At 66.1% G+C, this 21,814-nt stretch carries 16 protein-coding genes; 4 read left to right on the top strand and 12 right to left on the bottom strand.

Annotated elements, in window-relative coordinates; genetic code table 11:
* Positions 1-122: 122 nt before the first annotated feature.
* Positions 123-1,733, top strand: coding sequence for a phytoene desaturase family protein (locus tag AC1RQP_RS36270; protein ID WP_492942137.1), 1,611 nt, complete (start codon positions 123-125; stop codon positions 1,731-1,733).
* A gap of 285 nt (positions 1,734-2,018) precedes the next feature.
* Here the strand turns inward: AC1RQP_RS36270 and AC1RQP_RS36265 are convergent, their stop codons facing one another.
* Entirely contained in the window at positions 2,019-2,174 is a 156-nt protein-coding gene (locus tag AC1RQP_RS36265) for a Flp family type IVb pilin (protein ID WP_376709005.1), read from the bottom strand.
* Between the two features lie 162 nt (positions 2,175-2,336).
* Here AC1RQP_RS36265 and AC1RQP_RS36260 point away from each other — a divergent pair, with 162 nt between their 5' ends.
* Positions 2,337-3,224, top strand: a complete 888-nt coding sequence (locus AC1RQP_RS36260; RefSeq protein WP_492942135.1) for a 50S ribosomal protein L11 methyltransferase — start codon at positions 2,337-2,339, stop codon at positions 3,222-3,224.
* A gap of 34 nt (positions 3,225-3,258) precedes the next feature.
* Here AC1RQP_RS36260 and AC1RQP_RS36255 read toward each other — a convergent pair whose 3' ends face one another.
* Positions 3,259-3,438 carry a hypothetical protein gene (locus AC1RQP_RS36255; protein WP_082821949.1) on the bottom strand — a complete coding sequence of 60 codons (180 nt, stop codon included), beginning with the start codon at positions 3,436-3,438 and terminating at the stop codon, positions 3,259-3,261.
* Between the two features lie 186 nt (positions 3,439-3,624).
* Here AC1RQP_RS36255 and AC1RQP_RS36250 point away from each other — a divergent pair, with 186 nt between their 5' ends.
* Entirely contained in the window at positions 3,625-5,454 is a 1,830-nt protein-coding gene (locus AC1RQP_RS36250) for an aminopeptidase P family protein (protein ID WP_492942133.1), read from the top strand.
* A gap of 293 nt (positions 5,455-5,747) precedes the next feature.
* A complete protein-coding gene (locus AC1RQP_RS36245; protein WP_239626412.1) occupies positions 5,748-7,022 on the top strand; it encodes a multidrug effflux MFS transporter in 1,275 nt (424 codons plus the stop codon).
* 116 nt (positions 7,023-7,138) lie between these two features.
* On the opposite strand, the gene ligA is transcribed toward AC1RQP_RS36245, so the two are convergent.
* The 10 genes from ligA to murC all read right to left on the bottom strand — a co-directional run bounded on the left by ligA (position 7,139) and on the right by murC (position 21,803).
* Entirely contained in the window at positions 7,139-9,292 is a 2,154-nt protein-coding gene (ligA, locus tag AC1RQP_RS36240) for an NAD-dependent DNA ligase LigA (protein WP_239626414.1), read from the bottom strand.
* Between the two features lie 180 nt (positions 9,293-9,472).
* Complete coding sequence (gene recN, locus AC1RQP_RS36235) at positions 9,473-11,146, bottom strand: DNA repair protein RecN (protein WP_492942131.1); 1,674 nt, start codon at positions 11,144-11,146, stop codon at positions 9,473-9,475.
* Positions 11,147-11,159: 13 nt separating this feature from the next.
* The gene (locus AC1RQP_RS36230) at positions 11,160-12,050 is read right to left on the bottom strand and encodes an outer membrane protein assembly factor BamD (RefSeq protein WP_028177055.1); all 891 of its coding nucleotides are present in this window, start codon (positions 12,048-12,050) and stop codon (positions 11,160-11,162) included.
* 250 nt (positions 12,051-12,300) lie between these two features.
* Complete coding sequence (gene lpxC, locus AC1RQP_RS36225; RefSeq protein WP_492942129.1) at positions 12,301-13,263, bottom strand: UDP-3-O-acyl-N-acetylglucosamine deacetylase; 963 nt, start codon at positions 13,261-13,263, stop codon at positions 12,301-12,303.
* Between the two features lie 360 nt (positions 13,264-13,623).
* A complete protein-coding gene (gene ftsZ, locus AC1RQP_RS36220; RefSeq protein WP_239626421.1) occupies positions 13,624-15,414 on the bottom strand; it encodes a cell division protein FtsZ in 1,791 nt (596 codons plus the stop codon).
* 87 nt (positions 15,415-15,501) lie between these two features.
* The gene (gene ftsA / locus AC1RQP_RS36215) at positions 15,502-16,824 is read right to left on the bottom strand and encodes a cell division protein FtsA (RefSeq protein WP_239626423.1); all 1,323 of its coding nucleotides are present in this window, start codon (positions 16,822-16,824) and stop codon (positions 15,502-15,504) included.
* Complete coding sequence (locus AC1RQP_RS36210) at positions 16,821-17,855, bottom strand: cell division protein FtsQ/DivIB (protein ID WP_239626425.1); 1,035 nt, start codon at positions 17,853-17,855, stop codon at positions 16,821-16,823. Before AC1RQP_RS36210 ends, ftsA begins: the two co-directional genes overlap by 4 nt.
* A gap of 350 nt (positions 17,856-18,205) precedes the next feature.
* Positions 18,206-19,192 carry a D-alanine--D-alanine ligase family protein gene (locus AC1RQP_RS36205; protein ID WP_239626427.1) on the bottom strand — a complete coding sequence of 329 codons (987 nt, stop codon included), beginning with the start codon at positions 19,190-19,192 and terminating at the stop codon, positions 18,206-18,208.
* Positions 19,193-19,291: 99 nt separating this feature from the next.
* The gene (gene murB, locus AC1RQP_RS36200) at positions 19,292-20,212 is read right to left on the bottom strand and encodes a UDP-N-acetylmuramate dehydrogenase (RefSeq protein WP_492942126.1); all 921 of its coding nucleotides are present in this window, start codon (positions 20,210-20,212) and stop codon (positions 19,292-19,294) included.
* Positions 20,213-20,399: 187 nt separating this feature from the next.
* Entirely contained in the window at positions 20,400-21,803 is a 1,404-nt protein-coding gene (murC, locus tag AC1RQP_RS36195; protein ID WP_492942124.1) for a UDP-N-acetylmuramate--L-alanine ligase, read from the bottom strand.
* Positions 21,804-21,814 lie beyond the last annotated feature (11 nt).

Raw genomic sequence — 21,814 nt, 5'->3', positions numbered from 1 at the left:
GTGAATTGCTTGATATTAGACGTCGTTCCGGGGCGATGCGGAGCATCGAACCCGGAACCTCGAGATTCCGGGTTCTCGCTTCGCGAGCCCCGGAATGACGGTAGACTGGACCTTGCATCTTCATGAGCGAAACCGACGTCGTCATCATCGGCGCTGGCCACAACGGCCTCACCTGCGCGGCCTATCTCGCGATGGCGGGCCTGCGGGTGCGCGTGGTCGAGCGCCGCAAGGTGGTCGGCGGGGCCGCAGTCACGGAGGAGTTTCATCCGGGATACCGCAATTCGGTCGCGGCCTACACCGTGAGCCTGCTCAATCCGCGGGTGATCCGTGACCTCAAGCTCGCCGAGCACGGCCTGCGGATCGTCGAACGGCGCGCGCAGAATTTTCTGCCCGCGCCAGATGGCAGCCATCTCCTCACCGGCGAGGGGCGGACGAAAGCGTCAGTCGCCCGGCTCAGCGCGCATGATGCGGAAGCCCTCGACGGCTTCTCGCGCGAGCTGGAAGACATCGCCGACGTGCTCAGGCAGTTCGTGCTGCGCGCGCCGCCGAACCTGCTCGACGGATTTGGCACGAGCGCGATCCGCGAAGCCGTGAACGCGCTCCAGAGCGCCAACATCCTGCGCGGGCTTACGCTGGAACAGAGCCGCAGCCTGCTCGATCTCTTCACCCGTTCCGCCGGCGAAATGCTGGACGAACGTTTCGAACATGATCTGGTCAAGGCGCTGTTCGGCTTCGACGCCATCGTCGGCAACTATGCCAGTCCCTATGCTGCCGGCTCGGCCTATGTGATGCTGCATCACGCGTTCGGCGAGGTGAACGGCAAGAAAGGCGTCTGGGGCCACGCCATCGGCGGCATGGGCGCGATCACGCAGGCGATGGCGCGCGCGGCCCGCGACCACGGCGTCGTCATCGAAACGGATGCCGGCGTCCGTGAGATCATCGTCGAGCGCGACCGCGCCGTCGGCGTCGTGCTGGAGAACGGCCCGGCCATCCGCGCAAGATATGTCGCGGCCAACGTCAATCCAAAGCTGCTCTACACGCGGCTGGTCGCGGCCGACGCTCTCCCTGCGGACTTCCTCGCCCGCATCCGGCGCTGGAAGAACGGCTCCGGCACCTTCCGCATGAACGTGGCGCTGGACCGCCTGCCCTCCTTCACTGCGCTGCCGGGCGAGGGCGATCATCTCAGCTCCGGCATCATCCTGGCCCCAAGCCTCGACTACATGGACCACGCCTGGCTCGATGCGCGAGCGCAGGGCTGGAGCCGTTCGCCCGTCGTCGAGATGCTGATCCCCTCGACGCTCGACGACACGCTGGCGCCCGCTGGCAAGCATGTCGCGAGCCTGTTCTGCCAGCATGTCGCCCCGGAGCTTCCCGGTGGACGTTCGTGGGACGACCATCGCGAAGAGGTCGCCGATCTCATGATCGCGACGGTGGACAAATACGCGCCCGGCTTTGCGGCGAGCGTGCTCGGCCGTCAGATCCTGTCCCCGCTCGATCTCGAACGGCAGTTCGGACTGTTGGGAGGCGACATCTTCCACGGCGCGCTGACGCTGAACCAGCTGTTCTCGGCGCGGCCAATGCTGGGCCATGCCGATTATCGCGGGCCGCTGAAGGGCCTGTACCATTGCGGCTCCGGCGCCCATCCCGGCGGCGGCGTCACCGGCGCCCCCGGCCACAACGCGGCGCAGGCGATCCTGCGGGATCACCGGTCGCTGTTCGGAAGCCGTGGTTAGGTCTGTGGATTGCTTGTGGACAGCCCGTCGAACGGCCTGTGGTCGGGCAGAGGATGCCTGGGCAAGACCGTCGCGCCGAAGCTGGGGAAAGTCGGTGGAAATCGCAGGGACAATTGCGGGAAAAGCGGTGGATAGGGTCCCGGCAAGCCGGCGGATAACCTGTTGAAGATCCGCAGAACAGATGCCGCAGAAACGACACCGCCCGCCAGGGAAATCCCTGGCGGGCGGTGATCAGGAACAGCCTCTGAAGAAAAACAGCCCCCCGCTGGGAAATGCAGGCGGAAATTACTTCAAGGAGGTGCTAATCGAAGTGAACTTCTCATTCATGGCGGTGCCCAGGCCGTTCACCACGGTGATGATCGCCAGGGCGATACCCGCGGCAATCAGACCGTATTCGATCGCGGTTGCACCGGACTCGTCCGACCAGAACTTCTGCATCATGCGCTTCAAGACTCGCCTCCGTTTCAACTCCAAGCTGTGCTAGCTGGATCCAACAATTGAGAATGTATAGGGCGGAACCTTCGGCCCAGTTAACCCGGGAACCGCAAATTGTCGGGAAATTGGTACCAAAAGCTCCAAAAATTGAACTCAATGGAACCCTGAATGCAGCCTTCGCCCACCCATCGCGCCAGCTTTTCAATCGGCAGCGAGGCCGACGCCAGGCGCGTCGTCGACGTGCTCACCGAGGTGTTTTTCGACGGCGATGCGGCGGTCGCCGCCTTCGAGCGGCCGGACGGAGAATGGGACGTCACGCTCCATTTCGCCGAGGCGCCGGATCACGCATGGCTGCGCGAACTCGTTGCAACTTCAGCAGGAAATGAGATCGCCGCGACCCTCGCCTTCGATACCGTCGAGGCCAAGGACTGGGTCAAGGCCAGCCTCGAAGATCTCGTGCCGGTCCCGGCCGGGCGCTTCGTCGTGCACGGCAGCCATGACCGTGACCGTGTGGCGCCCAACAAGCTCGCCATCGAGATCGAGGCGGCGCTCGCCTTCGGCACCGGTCACCACGGCACGACGCGCGGCTGTTTACTCCTGCTTGACCATGCCCTGAAGAGTTCCCGGCCGCAGAACGTGCTCGACCTCGGCACGGGGACCGGCGTGCTGGCGATCGCAGCGGCGAAGGCGCTGCATCGCGCCGTGCTTGCCTCCGACATCGATCCGCCCTCGGTGCAGGTAGCGGCTGAGAACGCCTCCCTGAACGAAGTCGGCAACCAGGTCCGGGTGATCCGCGCCACCGGGTTTGCGGCGCCGGATTTTGCGCGCGCCGGCCCGTTCGACCTGGTGCTCGCGAACATCCTTGCCAATCCCTTGCGGCAATTGGCGAGCCCGATGGCACAGCACCTTGCGCCCGGCGCCCGCGTCATCCTTTCCGGCCTGCTGACGCCCCAGGCCCCGGCCGTGATCGCCGCCTATCGCGCGCGGGGCCTCGTGCCGCTGAGGCATCTGCGGATCGAGGGGTGGAGCAGCCTGTTGCTGCGGAAGGTCGGGTGAACTGGGCGAGGTGACGACGCCGCCACTGCTGAGACTACTCTGCCGGCTTCTCGTCACGGCGCATCGCGCGCTGCTGCTGCAAGGTGCGCCTCGCGCGGCGCTCGGCTAAACGGTCGATCATTTGGCTGATGAGGCCGCGCGGCTTCTTCGGTGGTGTTGCAGCCGGGCCGCGGCGCACTGGCGGCGAAATCTTCTCAAACGTGAACGCTGGCATCGTGTGTCCCCTCGCCGTTGAGATGAACCACTTGCTCGAATTTCCCTGTTATCCGGACGAAGCGCAACTGCCGCATCCTTACTCCACTCGATTCGAATAGAACTATTTCAAGCACAGTCCATGCCACATGCGACGTAAATGCGTCGAGATTGCGGACCGACCCCCATGATCCTAAAGTGATCCACCATGTTCGAAGCACACTTCCAGACATTCGAGGAGCCGGAGGCCGGTGTCGCATTAACGGCACGGCTGGCCGCACTTCGCGAAGAACTCGCCCGTCGCAAGCTGACCGGCTTCGTGATCCCGCGCGCCGATCAGCAGCAGAACGAGTATGTGCCGCCATCGGAAGAGCGGCTGGCCTGGCTGACCGGCTTTACCGGCTCGGCGGGACTGGCGGTGGTGCTGTCCCAGGAAGCTGCGGTGTTCGTCGATGGCCGCTACACGCTTCAGGCCGCCAAGCAGGTCGACGCAAAGGCCTGGGCCGTGGAATCGCTGATCGACCCGCCGCCGGAGAGCTGGGTGGCGGCGCATCTGAAAGCCGGTGACCGCCTCGGATTTGATCCGTGGCTGCACACTTTTGCGGCAGCAGAGCGCCTGTCTGCAGCCTGCGCCAAGGCCGGCGCCGAGCTGGTGGCCGTCGACAGCAATCCGATCGACGCGATCTGGCAGGACCGGCCGCAGCCGCCGCTCGCTCCCGTCGCCGTGCACGGCCTCCAGCATGCCGGCGTCGCTGAGGCCGAGAAGCTGACGCAGATCAGGGGCGAGATCGCCAAGCTCGGAACCGATGCGCTCGTGCTGTCCGACAGCCACGCGGTGGCCTGGACCTTCAACATCCGCGGCGCCGACGTCGCGCATACCCCGCTGCCGCTGTCCTACGCGCTGGTGCCGAAGGAGGGACGACCAACCATCTTCATCGACCACCGCAAGCTCTCCAACCTGACGCGCGACCATCTCGAGCAGTCCGCCGACGTGCGCGAGCCCGATGCGATGGCGCCGACACTGATGGCGCTCGCCAAAAGCGGCGCGGCGATCGCGCTCGACAATGCCACCGCGGCCGACGCGCTGAGCCGGCTGATCGCGGGCGCCGGCGGCAAGCCGGTGCGCGGCAGCGATCCGGTCGCACTGCTCAAGGCGGTCAAGAACGCGACCGAGATCAAGGGCACCAAGACGGCCCATGTGCGCGACGCCGTGGCGCTGGCGCGCTTCCTCGCATGGATCGATCGCGAGGCGCCAAGCGGCAAGCTGACCGAGATCGATGCGGTGGAGGCGCTGGAAACGTTCCGCCGCGATACCGGCGCGCTCAAGGACGTGTCGTTTCCGACCATCTCCGGCACCGGCCCGAACGGCGCCATCGTGCATTACCGCGTCACCCGCAAGAGCAACCGGCGGATCGCGCCCGGCGACCTGCTGCTGATCGATTCCGGCGCGCAATATGAAGACGGCACCACCGACGTCACGCGCACCATGGCGGTCGGCGAGCCCACGGCAGAGATGCGCGACCGCTTCACCCGCGTGCTGCGCGGCCATATCGCGATCGCGCGCGCGGTCTTCCCCGACGGCACCACGGGCGCGCAGCTCGACACGCTGGCGCGGCAATACCTCTGGGCTGCCGGCCTCGATTTCGAGCACGGCACCGGCCACGGCGTCGGCAGCTATCTCTCGGTGCACGAAGGCCCGGCGCGGATCTCGAAGCTCGGCACCACGCCGCTGAAGCGCGGCATGATCCTCTCCAACGAGCCCGGCTACTACAAGACCGACGGTTTCGGCATCCGTATCGAGAACCTCGAGCTGGTCGTCGCCGCCGACATCAAGGGCGCCGAGAAGCCGATGAATGCGTTCGAGACGCTGACGCTGGCGCCGATCGACCGACGGCTGATCGATGCGGCGATGCTGAGCCGCGATGAACTCGACTGGCTCAACGCCTATCACGCCCGCGTCCGGGCCGAGGTGCGGCCGGCGCTGGACGAGGCGACGAAGGCCTGGCTCGATCAGGCGACCGCGGAGCTGAAGGCTTAATCACTCATTCCGGGCCGCATAGCACTACGCGATCAACGCAACGCTGCTTCCCCATCACAGCCATCATGCCGCGCGCAGGCGCGGCATCCAGGACGCCGCGGCTTCTCCATATCCCTCTTCTGTCTCTGGAATACCGGATTCCCCGCCTGCGCGGGGAATGACACCTGCTTTATCGCGCAAGCAGCGTGCCCAATCATAACCGTCCCGGAATCCGTATAGCCGCATTCCGAAACGCCGATATCCGTCTTGCGCGGGCGCGCTACAGTCGATTCGAATTCGAGAGACGGACACGCATGCACGGCATGATCAGCAAGCCGCCGGGAGCGGCCACCAGCATCGCGACATCGCGCGTCGTGTTGCTGCTGCTGGTCGTCATGACCGGGATCGCGCCGATCTCGCTCTACATGCTGGTTCCGGCGCTGCCGGTGCTGGCGACGAATTTCGGCAGCGACATCTCGATCGCTCAGATGACGGTCTCGCTCTACATGGTCGGCATCGCGCTGTCGCAGCTGATCATGGGACCGCTGTCGGACCGGTTCGGACGGCGCCCGGTGCTGCTCGGAGGGCTGGCGCTGATGGTCGCGGCCAGCATCGCCTGCATCTTCGCGCAGAACCTGCCGCAACTGATCGCCGCGCGCTTCTTCCAGGCGCTGGGCGGCGCCGCCGGCATGGTGGTCAGCCGCGCCATCATCCGGGACATCTACGAGCGCGACCGTGTCGCCTCGATGATCAGCCTCGTCATCGCCGCGCTGATGATCGGGCAGATGGTATCGCCGCTCACCGGGGGCCTGATCGAGACCGCGTTCGGCTGGCGCGCGATCTTCTACGCCATCACCATCGCCGCGATCGTCGTCGCCGTGGGTATCGCGGTGGCGCTGCCCGAGACGCGCCGCAGCCGCGCCGCCGGCAGCGGCTTCCGCGGCGACGTCGGCATGCTGATCCGCAATCGCGCCTTCGTCGGCTATGTCATGTGCCAGGTGCTGGCCTCGCAGATCATCTTCACCTTCGCCGGCGGCGGCCCCTACATCGTGGTGACGCAGATGGGCCGCACCAGCGCCGAATACGGCGCCTGGTTCGCGACGACGGGCTTTGCCTATCTCGTCGGCAATCTGCTCTGCGTGCGCTTTGCGCCGCGGCACTCGCTGGAGAAACTGATCTGGCTCGGGATCGCCCTGCAGCTCTGCGGCAGCCTGTTGAACCTGCTCTGGAGCCTTGTCGGCTGGAACGAGGCGCCCGCCTGGCTGTTCGGCACGCAGATGATCGTGATGGCCGGCAATGCGTTCGTGATGGCGAATTCCGCCGCCGGCGCCATCAGCATCCGCCCGGAGGCCGCCGGCACCGCCTCGGGCGCCATGGGCTTCCTCCAGCAAGGCATCGGCGCGCTGATGTCGCAATTCGGCGCCTATCTCGGCGGCCATTCCGCAACGACTCTGCCGCTCACCTCCGCGGTCCTCGCAATTTCGCTGCTCTGCGCCTGCATGATGATCTTCGTCGTCCCTCGGCGCGAGGTGATGGTGAGCGAGACACTGATCGAGAAGGCCGAGGAGGAAGAGACGGGAATGATGTAGGGGGGCGGTGCTCTCTCCCGCGTCATTGCGAGCGGAGCGAAGCAATCCAGACCGTCACTGCGGAAAGATTCTGGATTGCTTCGTCGCTACGCTCCTCGCAATGACGGAGAGAGACCTCACTCCCCGATCAGCTTCAGCCACTCGTCTTCCGTCAGCACCTTGACCCCGTGCTTGTTGGCTTCCGCGAGCTTCGAGCCCGCGCCGGGGCCGGCGACGACGAGATCGGTCTTCTTCGACACCGAGCCCGACACCTTTGCCCCCAGACGCTCTGCCGTGGCCTTGGCTTCATCCCGCGTCATCTTCTCCAGCGAGCCCGTGAACACCACGGTCTTGCCGGCGACGGCCGAATTGCTCTTCGGCTTCTCGGCGTCGACGATCTCGACCTCCTTGGTCAGCCGCTCGACGATGCCGCGATTGTGGCTCTCGCCGAAATAGTCGGCGATGCTCTTGATCACGGTGTCGCCGATCTGGTCGAGCGCGTCCATCTCCGCGATCGCCTCCTCCTCGCCCTTGGCGACCTTGAGGCAGGCATCGTGGAAGGCCTCCCACGAGCCGTAGCCACGAGCCAGGGCCAGCGCCGTGGTCTCGCCGACATGGCGCATGCCGAGCGCATAAATGAAGCGTTCCAGCGCGATTCTGCGCCGGCTCTCGATGGCGCTGAACAGATTGCGGACCGAGGTCGTGCCATAGCCCTCGATCTCCTCGAGCTTGAGCTTCGCGTTGCGCTTCTCCAGCGTGAAGATGTCGGCGGGCTCCTTCACCCACCCCTCGTCGAAGAAATACTGAAGCTGCTTCTCGCCGAGGCCGTCGATGTCGAAGGCGCGCCGCGAGACGAACAGCTTGAGATGCTCGATCTTCTGATAGGGACAGGCGAATTCGCCGGTGCAGCGGGCGCGCGAGCCCTCCTCGCCCGTCGCCGTCTCCTCGCGCACGACGTCGGTGTGGAGCGGACACGGGCACTTCTTCGGGAAGTGGAATTCCCTGGCGGACTTCGGCCGCTTGTCGAGGACGACGTCGACCACCTGCGGGATGACGTCGCCGGCGCGCTGGATCACGACGGTGTCGCCGATCCTGATGTCACGGCCCTCGCGCAGCACCTCGCCCTTGTTGCCGATGCCCTTGATGTAGTCTTCGTTGTGCAGCGTGACGTTCTGCACGATCACCCCGCCGACGCCGACCGGCTCGAGCTTGCCGACCGGCGTGAACGAGCCGGTGCGGCCGACCTGGATCTCGATGTCGCGCAGCACCGTCATGGCGCGCTCGGCCGGGAATTTGTGCGCGATGCCCCAGCGCGGCGTGCGTGAGACGAAGCCGAGCCGCTCCTGCCAGTCGATGCGATCGACCTTGTAGACGACACCGTCGATGTCGTAGTCGAGCCGAGCGCGCTGCTCCTCGATCGCATGATGGAAGGCGAGCAATTCCTCGACGGAGTGACAGAGCCTGGTCAGTGGATTGGTCTTGAAGCCGCAGCGCTCGAACCAGGCGATCATGCCGCTCTGCGTCTCTTCCGGCATCGCGCTCATCTGCCCCCACGCGTAGGCGAAGAAGCCGAGCGGGCGCGAGGCGGTGATGGTCGGGTCCTTCTGCCGGAGCGAGCCCGCGGCCGAATTGCGCGGATTGGCGAAAATGGTGCCGCCTTCGGCCTTCTGCCTTTCGTTGAGCGCCAGGAAGGCCTTCTTGGTCATGTAGACCTCGCCACGCACCTCGCAGATGTCGGGGACGTTGCGGCCCTTCAGCGTCTGCGGCACGTCTTCGAGGGTGCGGATGTTGGCGGTGACGTCCTCGCCGACCGCGCCGTCGCCGCGCGTTGCGGCGGTGACGAGTTCGCCGCCCTCGTAGCGCAGCGACATCGAGAGCCCGTCGATCTTCGGCTCGGCGGAGAAATCGACCTTGTCGTCGTCGAGCTTCAGGAATCGCACGATGCGGCCGACGAAGTCGCGCACGTCCTCCTCGGCAAAGGCGTTGTCGAGCGACAGCATGGGAACGGCATGCCGGACCTTCCTGAAGCGGCCCGACGGCGCCGCGCCGACCTTCTGCGAGGGCGAGTCCGCGGTGACGAACTCGGGAAAGCGCTTCTCGATCGCGTTGAAGCGTTGGCGCAGGGCGTCGTACTCGGCATCGGTGACGGTGGGCGCGTCCTCTTGATAGTAGCGCTCGTTGTGCCCCTCGATCTCGAGCGCGAGCCGCATGTGCTCGACCTTGGCCTGCGCCTTGGTGAGGTCGGCGACGTCGCGAAGCGGTGTTGCTTTGGATCTTGCTGCTCTGGCCATGGTGCTTGGATACGACGGAGCGGGCGGAAGGGTAAAGGCGGTTAGAAGTCTCGTGCCCCGGACACAGCGCAGCGCTCCCGGCGATGCGAAGCATCGTCCGGTGCGGTGCGCTGCAGAGCCGGGGCCCACGGGGGCGGCATTCTGGGTCCCGGCTCGCGCTACGCGCGTCCGGGACACGGCTTAGGCCGTCGCCGCCTTGAGCAGCCGTTCCGCGGCCGCCCTCGCCTCTGCCGTGATCTCCGCACCCGCGAGCATGCGCGCGATCTCCTCGCGGCGGTGGTCGGCGGCGAGCGCATTGACGCGGGTGGCGACGCGCTTGCCCTTGTCCAGGGCGTCCTTGGAGATCAGGAGGTGCTGGTCGGCGCGGGCGGCGACCTGTGGGGCGTGGGTCACGGCCATGACCTGGACCTTGCCGGCAAGGCGCGCGAGGCGCCCGCCGATGGCGTCCGCAACCGCACCGCCGACGCCGGTGTCGATCTCGTCGAACACCAGGGTCGGTGCCGAACCGCGGTCGGACAGCACGACCTTGAGCGCCAGAAGGAAGCGCGACAGCTCACCGCCGGAGGCGACCTTCATCAGCGGACCCGGCTTGGTGCCCGGATTGGTCTGGACCCAGAACTCGACACGGTCGAAGCCTTGCGGACCGGGTGCGGCCTCATCGGTCTCGACCTGGGTCATGAACTTGGCCCGTTCGAGCTTGAGCGGCGCGAGCTCGGCATTGACGGCCTTGTTGAGCTTCTCCGCCGATTTCTGCCGCGCCAATGACAGCTTCTTGGCGGCGGCGGCATAGCGGCCGTCTGCCTCGATCGCGGCCTGCTCCAGCTTCTTGAGCCGCGAGGCACCGGCATCGATCAGCACGACGTCGGCGGCATATTTGGCGGCCAACGCGGCGAGGCCGTCGACCGGCGTCGAATATTTGCGCGAGGCGGCGCGAAGGGCGAACAGCCGTTCCTCGATGCGTTCGAGCTCGGCCGGATCGAAATCGGTCGCCGCCAGCGCCGCCTGGAGATGCTGATCGGCTTCCTCCAGCGCGTTGATCGCAGCGTCGATCGCCTTCACCGCAGGCTCGACCAGCGCCGGCGAGTTGACGCCTCGGCGCTCCAGCCGGCGCACCGCCGCCGACAGCGTAGCGACCGGCGAATGATTGCCGCCGACTGCCTCCTGCGCCTCGCGCAGGTCGGAGGCGATCTTCTCGCCCTGCATCATGGTGGTGCGGCGCGAGGCCAGTGCGGTCTCCTCGCCATCCTTGGGCGCGAGCTGCTTCAGCTCGTCGGAGGCATGGCGGAGATAATCGGCCTCGCGCGCGGCGCTCTCCATGGCGGCGCGATGCTCCTCCAGCGCGGTATTGGCGGTGCGGCGCGCGTCCCAGAGCGATTCGACCGCCGCGACGTCCTTTTCCAGGCCGGCAAAAGCATCGAGCAGGCGGCGGTGGGTGGCGGCATCGACCAGCGCGCGCTCGTCGTGCTGGCCGTGGATCTCGACCAGGGCGGCACCGACCGCCTTCAGCGTCTGCACGCTGATCGACTGGTCGTTGATGAAGGCGCGGGTGCGACCGTCGGCGAGCTGCACCCGACGGAGAATCATCTCCCCGGTATCGTCGAGGCCGTTCTCGGCGAGGATCTTCGCCGCGGGGTGATTCTTCGGGATATCGAATACGGCGGTGACCTGCCCCTGCTCCGCGCCGTGGCGCACGAGGCCGGCATCGCCCCGGCCACCGAGCGCCAGTGCAAAGGCATCGAGCAGGATGGATTTGCCCGCACCGGTCTCGCCGGTCAAAACCGCGAGGCCCGAGGCGAATTCGATATCGAGCCGTTCGATCAGGACGATGTCACGGATCGACAGACGCGCCAGCATGGAACCAAATTTCCTAGCCGAGACCCATCTTCTTGAAGGTCCGGCTGATCCAGGACCCCTGATTCTCGCTCGGCTCGAGACCGCCGGATTTTACAAGATTATAGGCGTCCTTGTACCAGCGGCTGTCAGGAAAATTGTGCCCAAGCACGGCCGCCGCGGTCTGCGCCTCGCCGACGATGCCGATCGCCATATAGGCCTCGGTGAGCCGGAACAGCGCCTCCTCGACATGGCGGGTGGTCTGGTACTGCGTGACGACGGTCTTGTAGCGGTTGATCGCGGCGGTGTAGTCGCGCTTCTGCGCATAGTAGCGGCCGACATTCATTTCCTTGCCGGCGAGCTGGTCGCGCGCACCCTCGATCTTGGCCTTGGCCGAAGTCGCATATTCGGAAGTCGGATATTTGCGCACCACCTCTTCCAGAGCGGCGATCGCCTTCTCGGTGCGGGCCTGATCGCGGCTGATGTCCGGGATCTGGTCGTAATGGGAGGCGGCAATCAGATATTGCGCATAGGCCGCGTCCGGGCTGCCCGGATGCAGCGTGACGTAGCGGGTGGCAGCGCCGATGCAGCCGTCATAGTCGCCGCCCTGATAGGACGCATAGGCCGACATCAGCAGCGATTTGCGGGCCCAGTCGGAATAAGGATGCTGGCGGTCGACCTCTTCGAACTTCTTGGTCGCCGCCTTCATGTCCTTCTTCTCGTTCATGAGGTACAGGCCCTCATTGTAGATCTTGTCGGCGGGCTCCTCGACGAAGGTGTCGTCCTTGGCAGTGAACTTGTCCCAGAGCGAGCCCGTGCCGCAGCCGGCGAGCGGCAGGGCGAGCATGATGAAGGTGACGGCCTGCAGCAGCCCACGGGCTCGCGACGAGACCGAGAAATATCCGCGCGTCATACGCTGTGCCGACATGAGTTTAAGCCCTGACGCCCTGTGATGCGGTGTCCGCCAGCCCACGAACCCCGTCCTGGGCGCGAGTTGTAACCGTGGTGCCTGCCATGCGACCACGCCAATGTATCCGACAAACGATCGTAAACCACCGGATAGGCAGGCATTTCGCCCGGATTAAGGCGAACGTGCCGCAATCCTAGCCGATCTTGGTTACCAGGAGTTTCCCGGGGGGAGGAAGCCGCCAACCAAACGCCGAGGCGACGGGTCTCTTTCAGGACACGTCCGGTCCGAACGCCGCGGCAACCCGGCCACCGACGATGCCGCGACCGACTTCGCCCACGGGACGGGTGGTGCGGCGGGCAGCCTCGCCCTCGACCACGCGCCAGGCGGTACGGTCGGCGAGCAGCGCGGTCAGGACAGCGTGGTTGAGCTTGTGGCCACCACGCACCGAGCGGTAGGCGCCAAGCAGCGGCAGGCCGGCCAACGAGAGGTCGCCGATCACGTCGAGCACCTTGTGGCGGGCGCATTCGTCGGCGTAGCGCAGGCCCTCGGGATTGAGCAGCCGCTCATCGTCGAACACGACGGTATTGTCGAAGGAAGCGCCGAGGGCATAGCCCGCGCTCCAGAGCCGCGCGACGTCGCACATCAGACCGAACGTCCGGGCCCGGCCGATTTCGCGGCGGAAACCTTCAGGGTTGAGGTCGAAGACGTAGCTCTGCTGGCCGATGACGGGATTGGTGAAGTCGATCTCGACCTCGACGCGGAACCCGCTGGCGTGCGGCCTGATCTCGCCGAAGGAGTCGCCGACCTTGACCGAGATCGGCTTCAAAACCTGAATGAGGCGGCGCTGCGCCGGCTGGCTGACGATGCCGGCCTGCTCGATCGCCGCAATGAAGGCGGCGGCGCTGCCGTCCATGATCGGCACTTCGGGACCATCGATCTCGATGGTGGCGTTGTCGACGCCCATGCCCCGCAGTGCGGCAAGCACGTGCTCGGCGGTGGATACCAGCGGCCCGCTGCGGTCGCCGAGAACGGTAGCGAGGTCGGTTGCCACCACCTGCTCGGCGGTCGCCTGAACTTCACGGTCACTTCCCTCGAGGCCCGTACGGACAAAAATAAAACCTGCGTCGACAGGCGCAGGCCCAAGGGTGAGAGTGACGGGAAGACCGGAATGAACGCCTACGCCTGCCACAGAGGCTTGCGCACGAAGCGTTGTTTGCCGGTTGAGTTTCATCAGGAACCGCCCCACTACGACCATCGCGACTTATACAAACCCGCTTCGCCGGCCAGTGCCGACGCCCCGCGAATCCGTATCCCCAAGTCACGGCAAACCATAGTCACTGCCTCAAACAGCGCCAACTCACGCTTTTTTACCGATTGTTACCCCAAACCCGCCGTATTCGCGCCAAGGCTTAACCAAATTGAGCCCAGGCTTGAGGCGGTTATCGGCAGTTTTACTGAACCACCGAATGTGTAATTAATGATTTAAAATCAGTTGCTTGGCAGAAAAATCGGGGGCCGGGCGGGAGAAAAGGAAAGGTCCCGGCAAGCTTGCTGCCGGGACCTTTTTCCGTCTGCCTTATTGTAACAATCCTCAGGTCGCCTGCCGCCGCAGGAAGGCCGGGATATCAAGATGATCGTCGCCCTGTGGCGCCGGCGCAACAGGCGCGGGGCGGCCGTGCATGTCCAGGCCCTGCGGCGCGGGACGACGGGCATACTCCGATACCGGCTCGCTGGATGCGATCTGCTGCGCCACGGTCTTCTGCGGGCGACGCTCGGGCAGCGGCGGCATGGCGGGACCGGCGGTGCGGGCGGCGACCGGCGGCTCGCTCTCCTCGTCGCGACGGCCGAGGCCGACATTGGCGAGGCGCTGCAGCAGCGACAGGCGGGTCTTCTGCGGGGTCTCTTCCTCGACTTCACCGCGGGCCTGACGAATCTCGGCCTGGGCCGGCATCGGCAGTTCCTCGATGCGCGGCATCCGCGGCGCGCGGACCGGCGGACGTTCCGCCTGCGGCGGAATGAAGTTTTCGGGCGTCATCGGCTCCTGCATCGCGACCGGGGCCATGTCAGGCTCCGGAAACAGGGTCGGTTTCTGCGCGATCGGGCGCACGGTGACGTCGCCATAGGTCTGCGTCGGCGCCGGCGCCTGCGGGGCTTCGGCAACGGCAGCGGCGATGGCGGCGAGCGCAGCACGCTCGACGTTGGGACGGGGCGCGGCAGCACCCGGAGCCGGCGCGGCCGGGCTCTGCGTTTCCAGCTTCTGGGCGCGTTCGGCCAGGCGCTGGTTGTCGGCACGGAGCCGCGCGGTCAGGTCGGCGAGACGGCTCTCGGCAACGGCGGCAGGTGCGGCAGCCTGCTGCGCCTGCGGTGCCGGGTTTGCGACGGGCGCGGAGGTCGCCTGGCTGTTGCGGGCGATCGCGGCCTGCTCGATGCCGGTGGCGACCACCGAGACGCGGATCAGGCCGTCGAGGGCTTCGTCGAAGGTCGCACCGACGATGATGTTGGCGTCCTGGTCCACTTCCTCGCGGATGCGGGTCGCGGCCTCGTCGACCTCGAACAGAGTGAGGTCCTTGCCGCCGGTGATGGAGATGAGGAGGCCCTTGGCGCCCTTCATCGAGCTATCGTCGATCAGCGGGTTGGCGATCGCGGCTTCCGCGGCGGTCAGCGCACGCTTGTCGCCGGAGGCTTCACCGGTGCCCATCATCGCCTTGCCCATCTCGCGCATGACGGCGCGGACGTCGGCGAAATCGAGATTGATCAGGCCTTCCTTGACCATCAGGTCGGTGATGCAGGCGACGCCCGAATAGAGCACCTGGTCGGCCATCGCGAAGGCGTCGGCGAAGGTGGTCTTCTCGTTGGCGACCCGGAACAGGTTCTGGTTCGGGATGATCAGGAGCGTGTCCACGACCTTGTGCAGCTCGGCGATGCCGGCCTCGGCCGTGCGCATGCGGCGGCCGCCTTCGAAGTGGAACGGCTTGGTCACGACGCCCACGGTGAGGATGCCCATGTCGCGCGCGGTCTTGGCGATCACGGGAGCGGCTCCGGTGCCGGTGCCGCCGCCCATGCCGGCGGTGACGAACACCATGTTGGCGCCCGAGAGATGGTCGCGCAGCTCGTCGATCACCTCTTCCGCCGCCGCGGCGCCGACGTTCGGCTGCGAGCCGGCGCCGAGGCCTTGCGTGACCGCCGTGCCCATCTGCACGATGCGCTGCGCCTTCGACATCGTCAGCGCCTGCGCGTCGGTGTTGGCGACCACGAAATCGACGCCCTGGAGGCCCGCCGTGATCATGTTGTTGACGGCGTTGCCACCGGCGCCGCCGACGCCGAACACGGTGATCCGGGGCTTCAGTTCGTGAATATCAGGAACATTGATGCTGATGGTCATGGTTGCCTCTCGATCACGCGCGCGTGGGTTCGCCCCGGCCGGCGGCCGCGGGAGTTGGTGAAAATCGAAGATTGCGGAAAGCTGTCATCAGAAGCCCTCGCGTAGCCATCGTCCGACCTTTCCGAAATATCCGCCGGTCCCTGTCCTGACCTGCTGCCGCGTATGCCGCGGTTCGACATGTTCGAGGTGAACATATTGCGGGTAGACGAGGAGTCCGGCCGGCACCGCGAACGCGGCGTTCTTCGCCTCGTTGGGCAGCCGGCCGAAACCGAGCGGACGACCGACCCGCACGGGCCGGCCGAGAATCTGGGTGCCGAGCTCGACGAGGCCTGTGAGCTGCGAGGCGCCGCCCGACAGCACGACGCGGCCGTTTGGCTCTGAGGCGAAGGGCGAATCCTTCAGCTTGTCCCGAACCATTTCGAAGACTTCCTCGGCACGGTGCTTGACGATGTTCGCGATGGTGGCGCGGGAGACGATCTGCGGCAGATCCTGCTCGTCACCGGCTGTCGGCACAGACATCAGCTCACGCGAGTCCGATCCGCCGGTGATGACGGTCCCGTATAACGTCTTGATTCGCTCGGCATCGGCAATGGTCGCGGAGAGTCCGCGCGCGAGATCCATCGTGATGTGTTGCCCGCCGACCGCAAAACCCGCCGCATGCACGAAACGGCCGCCGGCATAGACCGCGATCGTGGTGGTGCCCGCGCCCATCTCGACGACGGCGGCGCCGAGATCGGCCTCGTCGTCGGTCAGCACCGACAGGCCGGCCACATAGGGGCTCGCCGCCATGGCTTCGACATTGATGTGGCAGCGTTCCACCGCCAGCATCAGGTTCCGCGCCACGGTGGCGTCGCAGGTGACGACGTTCATGTCGACGCCGAACTGGTGCGCGACCATGCCGCGGGGATCGCGGATGCCCTTGACGCCGTCGAGCGTGTAGCCGACCGGCAGCGCGTGCAGCACGGTGCGGCCCTCGCCGGTGGCGTGGCGCATGCCGGTGGAGGTAACACGGCTGACATCGGCCGGCGTCACGGCGCCGCCACGGATGTCCGCGGCGGCTTCGACCAGCTGGCCGGAGAGGCGGCCGCCGGAGACCGACAGCAGCACCGACTCGACCCGCACCTTGGCCATCTTCTCCGCGAGCCCGACGGCTTGGCGCACCGCCTGCTCGCATTCGCCGAGATCGATCACCGCGCCGGCCTTCATGCCGCGCGCCTGGATCTGGCTGTAGCCGATCAGTTCCACGGCGTGGGTGCGGCCGCGCAGCGCATCGCTCGGCGGCGACGGCTTCAGCCGCGCGATCATGCAGGCGAACTTGCTGGTGCCGATGTCGAGGCAGGCGACGATGCCGCCGCGCTTGTGCGGCATCGGGCGCGTCTTCGGCGTCTGGGTGCGATCGAGACCGGTCATGCGGAATCCCCGGCCTTCTTTTTCTTCTTGTCCTTGAACTGATCCTCACGCGCCTTGGCGGCGTCCTCCGACAGCTGCACCACCAGCCGATCGGGCAGGCGCATGTCGACGGCGACGATATCGCGGGAGAACAGCCTGTCGTCCTTGTCGAGCTTCGACAGCATCGCAAGCGCGTTGCCGACGTCCTGCTCGGGCAGGCGGATGTCGAGGCCGTCCTTGAGCCTCAGGTTCCAGCGCCGCTCGCCAACGAAGATCGCGGCTTTCGTCACCGAATTGACCTGCGGATAGCGCGCCAGCAGCGCCAGGAAATCGCGCGCCTGCGTGTCGGCCCCCTTGCCGACCACGAGCGGCAGCGACAGGAAGCGGCGCGAGACGTAGGGTTCGAGCACGGCGCCGTCATCGGCGATGACGGAGAGCCGGCCGGCCTCCTGCCACAGCGCGAACGCCTTGCGCTCGGTGAGCTCGATCATGAGCTGGCCCGGATAGAGCTTCAGCACGGTCGCATCCGCGATCCAGGGATTGGCCTTGAGCTTGTCGCGCACCGCTTCGGCGTCGAGGAACAGCAGCGAGGAGCGGCCGCTGACGCCGCCGATGGCGAGGATCTCGTCCTGGGTGAGCTGCTTGCGGCCGTTGATCACGACCGAGGTGATGCGGAAGCCGGCGGAATTGGCCAGCGCGTTGCGGGCGTTGCTGACCGCGGTGACGAAGTCCTGGAGATGGCCGCCCTTGACGATGCCGAAGCCGCAGCTCCCGATCAGCAGCAGCACGGTCATGCCGAGTCCGACCCGGTGCGGCAGATAGCGCTCGACCAGCGCAACGACGCGCGGTGTCGGCTCACGCTCGACGACGGCCTTGGCCCTGCTCTTGATCTTGTCCTTGGCGGCGGCGCGCGCGGCCTGGAGTCTTTCCTGGCGCTTGTCCTGCACCCACTCGCGCAAAAGCACGACCGCTCCAATCGCGGCCGCCTTCAGGTCAGCTTGGGGCCTCAGCGATCTGAAAAGCGATCGGGTGAGGCTTCCTGCTCCATCCATTGCACGAGCTCGTCAACAGTTTCCCCGCGACAGCGCGCGGATCCTGGCGAACATGACGTCTCGGACCTGCCGGGCCGGGTGCTGGTCTTCAGCAGAAGAAAACCTCTCCCCTTCAAAGCGTTCGCTGGAGGTGACATCACCCGCGACAGCTCACGCGCCGGCAGCCAAAGCGCCATATGCGCCGCCAGCGTTAACCTTCGGACGTCCTGGTAAACAAAAGGTAAAATTCGTTAACGACATGCGCATTTTGCCCCGCGATATCCGGCATTTGTGGCGCGATGTCCGGCATTTTACCGGTTTTGGCCGCCAAACCGGGCGATTTCGCCGATCCGGCCGTTAACCAGTCCCGACTATTTCCGCACGCGCTGCCCGGCGAGCTCGACCAGGCCGCGCAGGAAGTCGACGAACTCGATCCCTGCGGCTTTCAGCGCCTTGGGGTAGAGCGAGGATTTGGTCAGCCCGGGGAGCGTGTTGGTTTCGAGATAGACGAGGCCCTTGTCCGAGACGATGAAGTCCGAGCGGGAATAGCCGGTGCAGGACATCGCGCGATGCGCCAGCATCGCCTGCTCCTCGAGCGCGGCGGTGATCTCGGGTGCGAAGCGGCCAGGACAGATCTCCTGGGTCGACTTCAGGAGATATTTCGCGGCGTAGTCGAAATTGCCCTCGCCCGGAATGATCTCGATCGGCGGCAGCGAGATGATCGAGCCATCGGTGCGCTCCAGCACGCCGCAGGTCGCCTCGACGCCGGCGATATAGGGCTCGATCACATACTCTTCGTGCTTGGCCGCATTGCGGACGGCGACGAGGTCCTGCTTGGCGTTGACGAAGATCAGCCCATAGCTCGAGCCGTCGCGCGCCGGCTTCGCGATCAGCCGTCCGTATTCGGCGAAGGCCTCGTCGATCTTATCAAGCGCAACGTTCGACGGCGGCGTCACGCCGCCGAGCGCGGCGAATCGCTTGGCCGCGAGCTTGTCGAAGGCGAGGTGCGAGGAGGCAGAGCCCGAGCCGGTGAAGGGCACGCCGCGCACCTCGCACATCACCTGCAATTCGCCGTTCTCGGCCCGTCCGCCATGCAGGCCGAGCACCAGCACCCGCCCTTCGGCCTTGGCCTGGTCGAGCGCCTGCTCCAGCGGAATGCCCGATGTGCCCGGCTTGAACTCGTCCTCGAATGGGCGGGCATGTTCGAGCAGTTGCCGGGACTGGACGACATGCACCTTGTCCTCGACGTCCCACCACCAGAGATCGGCCTCGGGCAATGCCTGATGCAGGGCCTGGGCCGAGGCGACCGAAACCAGACGCTCCCGATTGGAGCCGCCGAAAAGAATGGTGATGCGCATTCGCTGCCTCTGTTTCTTTGTCATTCCGGGGCGCGCAAAGCGCGAACCCGGAATCTCGAGGTTCCGGGTTCGGTGCTTCGCACCGACCCGGAACGACACTCACGCGGACACCCCGATCCGCTTGATTTCCCAGTGTAGCTCGATTCCGGAATTTGCCTTCACCCGTTCGCGCACGGTCTCGCCCAGCGTCTCGATATCGTGCGCGGTGGCATCGCCCGTGTTGATCAGGAAATTGCAGTGCATCTCGGAGACCTGCGCGCCGCCAACGCGCAAGCCGCGGCACCCGGCGGCGTCGATCAGCTTCCAAGCGGAGTGTCCCGGCGGGTTCTTGAAGGTCGAGCCCCCGGTCTTTTCCCGGATCGGCTGCGCAGTCTCGCGATGGCTTTGCACCTCCGCCATGCGCGCGCGAATTGCTTCCGAATCCCTAATCGCGCCGCGAAAGCGGGCGGAGGTGAAGATGATGGAGGCATCGACGCCGCTGTTGCGGTAGACGAACTTCATGTCGGCGTTGGAGAAGACGTGCTTCGTGCCGTCGCGCCCCACACCCCTCGCCTCGATCAGCACATCCTTGGTCTCGCCGCCATTGGCGCCCGCATTCATGCGCAGCGCGCCGCCGATCGTGCCGGGAATGCCGAAGTAGAATTCGAGCCCGCCGATATTTGCGGACGCCGCCACCTCCGCCACACGCTTGTCGAGCGCGGCAGCGCCGGCGGTGACGATGTCTCCGCTCGCGCTCGCCTCGCCGAAGGCGCGCGGCGCAAGGCGGATCACGACGCCCGCAATGCCGCCGTCGCGCACGATCAGGTTGGAGCCGACGCCGACGACGTAGACCGGAATGTCGCTGGCGAGATGCGCGAGGAAATAGGCGAGATCATCCTCGTCCGCGGGCGTGAACAGCGCTTGCGCCGGGCCGCCGACGCGAAACCAGGTGAGCTCGGCCAGCGACTGGTTCGCCAGCAGCCGGCCGCGCAAGTCTGGCATCGCGGCTTTGAGAGCGGGCGTGATGTCCGGAAAGCTCATGCCGCCTCCGAGAGTGAGGTAGGCAAGCTGCTTCCGTTCCCTCCCCCCTTGTGGGGGAGGGTCAGGGAGGGGGGTAGCCCCAAGCAAGAACGGAGTTTGTGGCTACCCCTCTCCCCCACCCTCCCCCACAAGGGGGGAGGGAGCGCAGTGTGCCGCGTGGCGGCATAGGAGCTGCACAAGCGCATGCTCACCCCAGCGCCTTCAATTCGCCCGGCAAGGCATACGCCCATTGCGTGATGTTGCCGGCCCCGAGGCACACGACGAGATCGCCGGGCTTCGCGAGCCCCTTGACGATGCCCGCCAGCTCCGATGCCGCCGGTAGCGGGATCACCTCGCGATGGCCGTGGGCGCGCAGGCCGGCGACGAAGTGATCGCGGTCGATGCCCTCGATCGGCGCTTCGCCTGCGGAATAGACATCGGCCACGATCACCGCATCGGCATCGTTGAAGCAGGTGCAGAATTCCTCGAACAGGGATTGCAGGCGGGTGTAGCGGTGCGGCTGCACCACGGCGATGACCTTACCGGTGTAGGAATCGCGCGCCGCTTTCAGCACCGCCGCGATCTCCACGGGGTGATGGCCGTAATCGTCGATGATGGTGACGCCGTTCCATTGGCCGGTCTTGGTGAAGCGGCGCTTGACGCCACCGAAACCTGCGATGGCGCTGCGGATCTTGTCGTCGGACACACCGAGCGCGTGAGCGACCGCAATCGCCGCCGTCGCGTTCGAGGCGTTGTGCCGGCCCGGCATCGGTAGCGCGAGGTCGGCGATCTCGTGCGTGGTGCCTGCCTTGCGGTTGCGGATCACGACCTTGAACTTCGAGCCGCCGCCGCCCGCGGTGAGATCGACCAGGCGCGCATCGGCCTGCGGATTTTCCCCGTAGGTGATGATGCGGCGATCCTCGATCTTGCCGACGAGGCTCTGCACCACCGGATGATCGATGCACATCACGGCAAAGCCGTAGAACGGCAAATTCTCGACGAAGTGACGGAAGGCATCCTGCACGGCGTCGAAGGTCTTGAAGTGGTCGAGATGCTCGGGGTCGACATTGGTGACGATCGCGACATCGGTCGGCAGCTTCAGGAAGGTGCCGTCGCTCTCGTCGGCCTCCACCACCATCCAGTCGCCGGCCCCCAGCCGCGCGTTGGAGCCGTAGGCATTGATGATGCCGCCGTTGATCACGGTGGGATCGAGCCCGCCGGCGTCGAGCAGCGTTGCGACCATCGTGGTCGTGGTGGTCTTGCCGTGGGTGCCGGCGATGGCGACGCAGCTCTTCAAGCGCATCAGCTCGGCCAGCATCTCGGCGCGGCGCACCACGGGAATGCGCCTCTCGCGCGCCGCCATCAATTCCGGATTGTCGCGCTTGATCGCGGAGGACACGACCACGACCTCGGCCCCATCGACATTCTCGGCCTTGTGGCCGACCGAAACCTTCGCGCCCTTCTTGCGCAGACGGTCGAGATTGTAGTTGTCGGAGGCGTCCGAGCCCTGCACGGCATAGCCGAGATTGACCAGCACCTCGGCGATGCCGCTCATGCCGATCCCGCCGATCCCGACGAAGTGGATGGGTCCGATCTCGCGCGGCAGTCTCATGGCTGTATCTC

It is taken from the genome of Bradyrhizobium sp. GW821-FHT13H06 (genome assembly GCF_058803975.1).
This window is presented reverse-complemented; position numbering and strand designations above follow the sequence as displayed.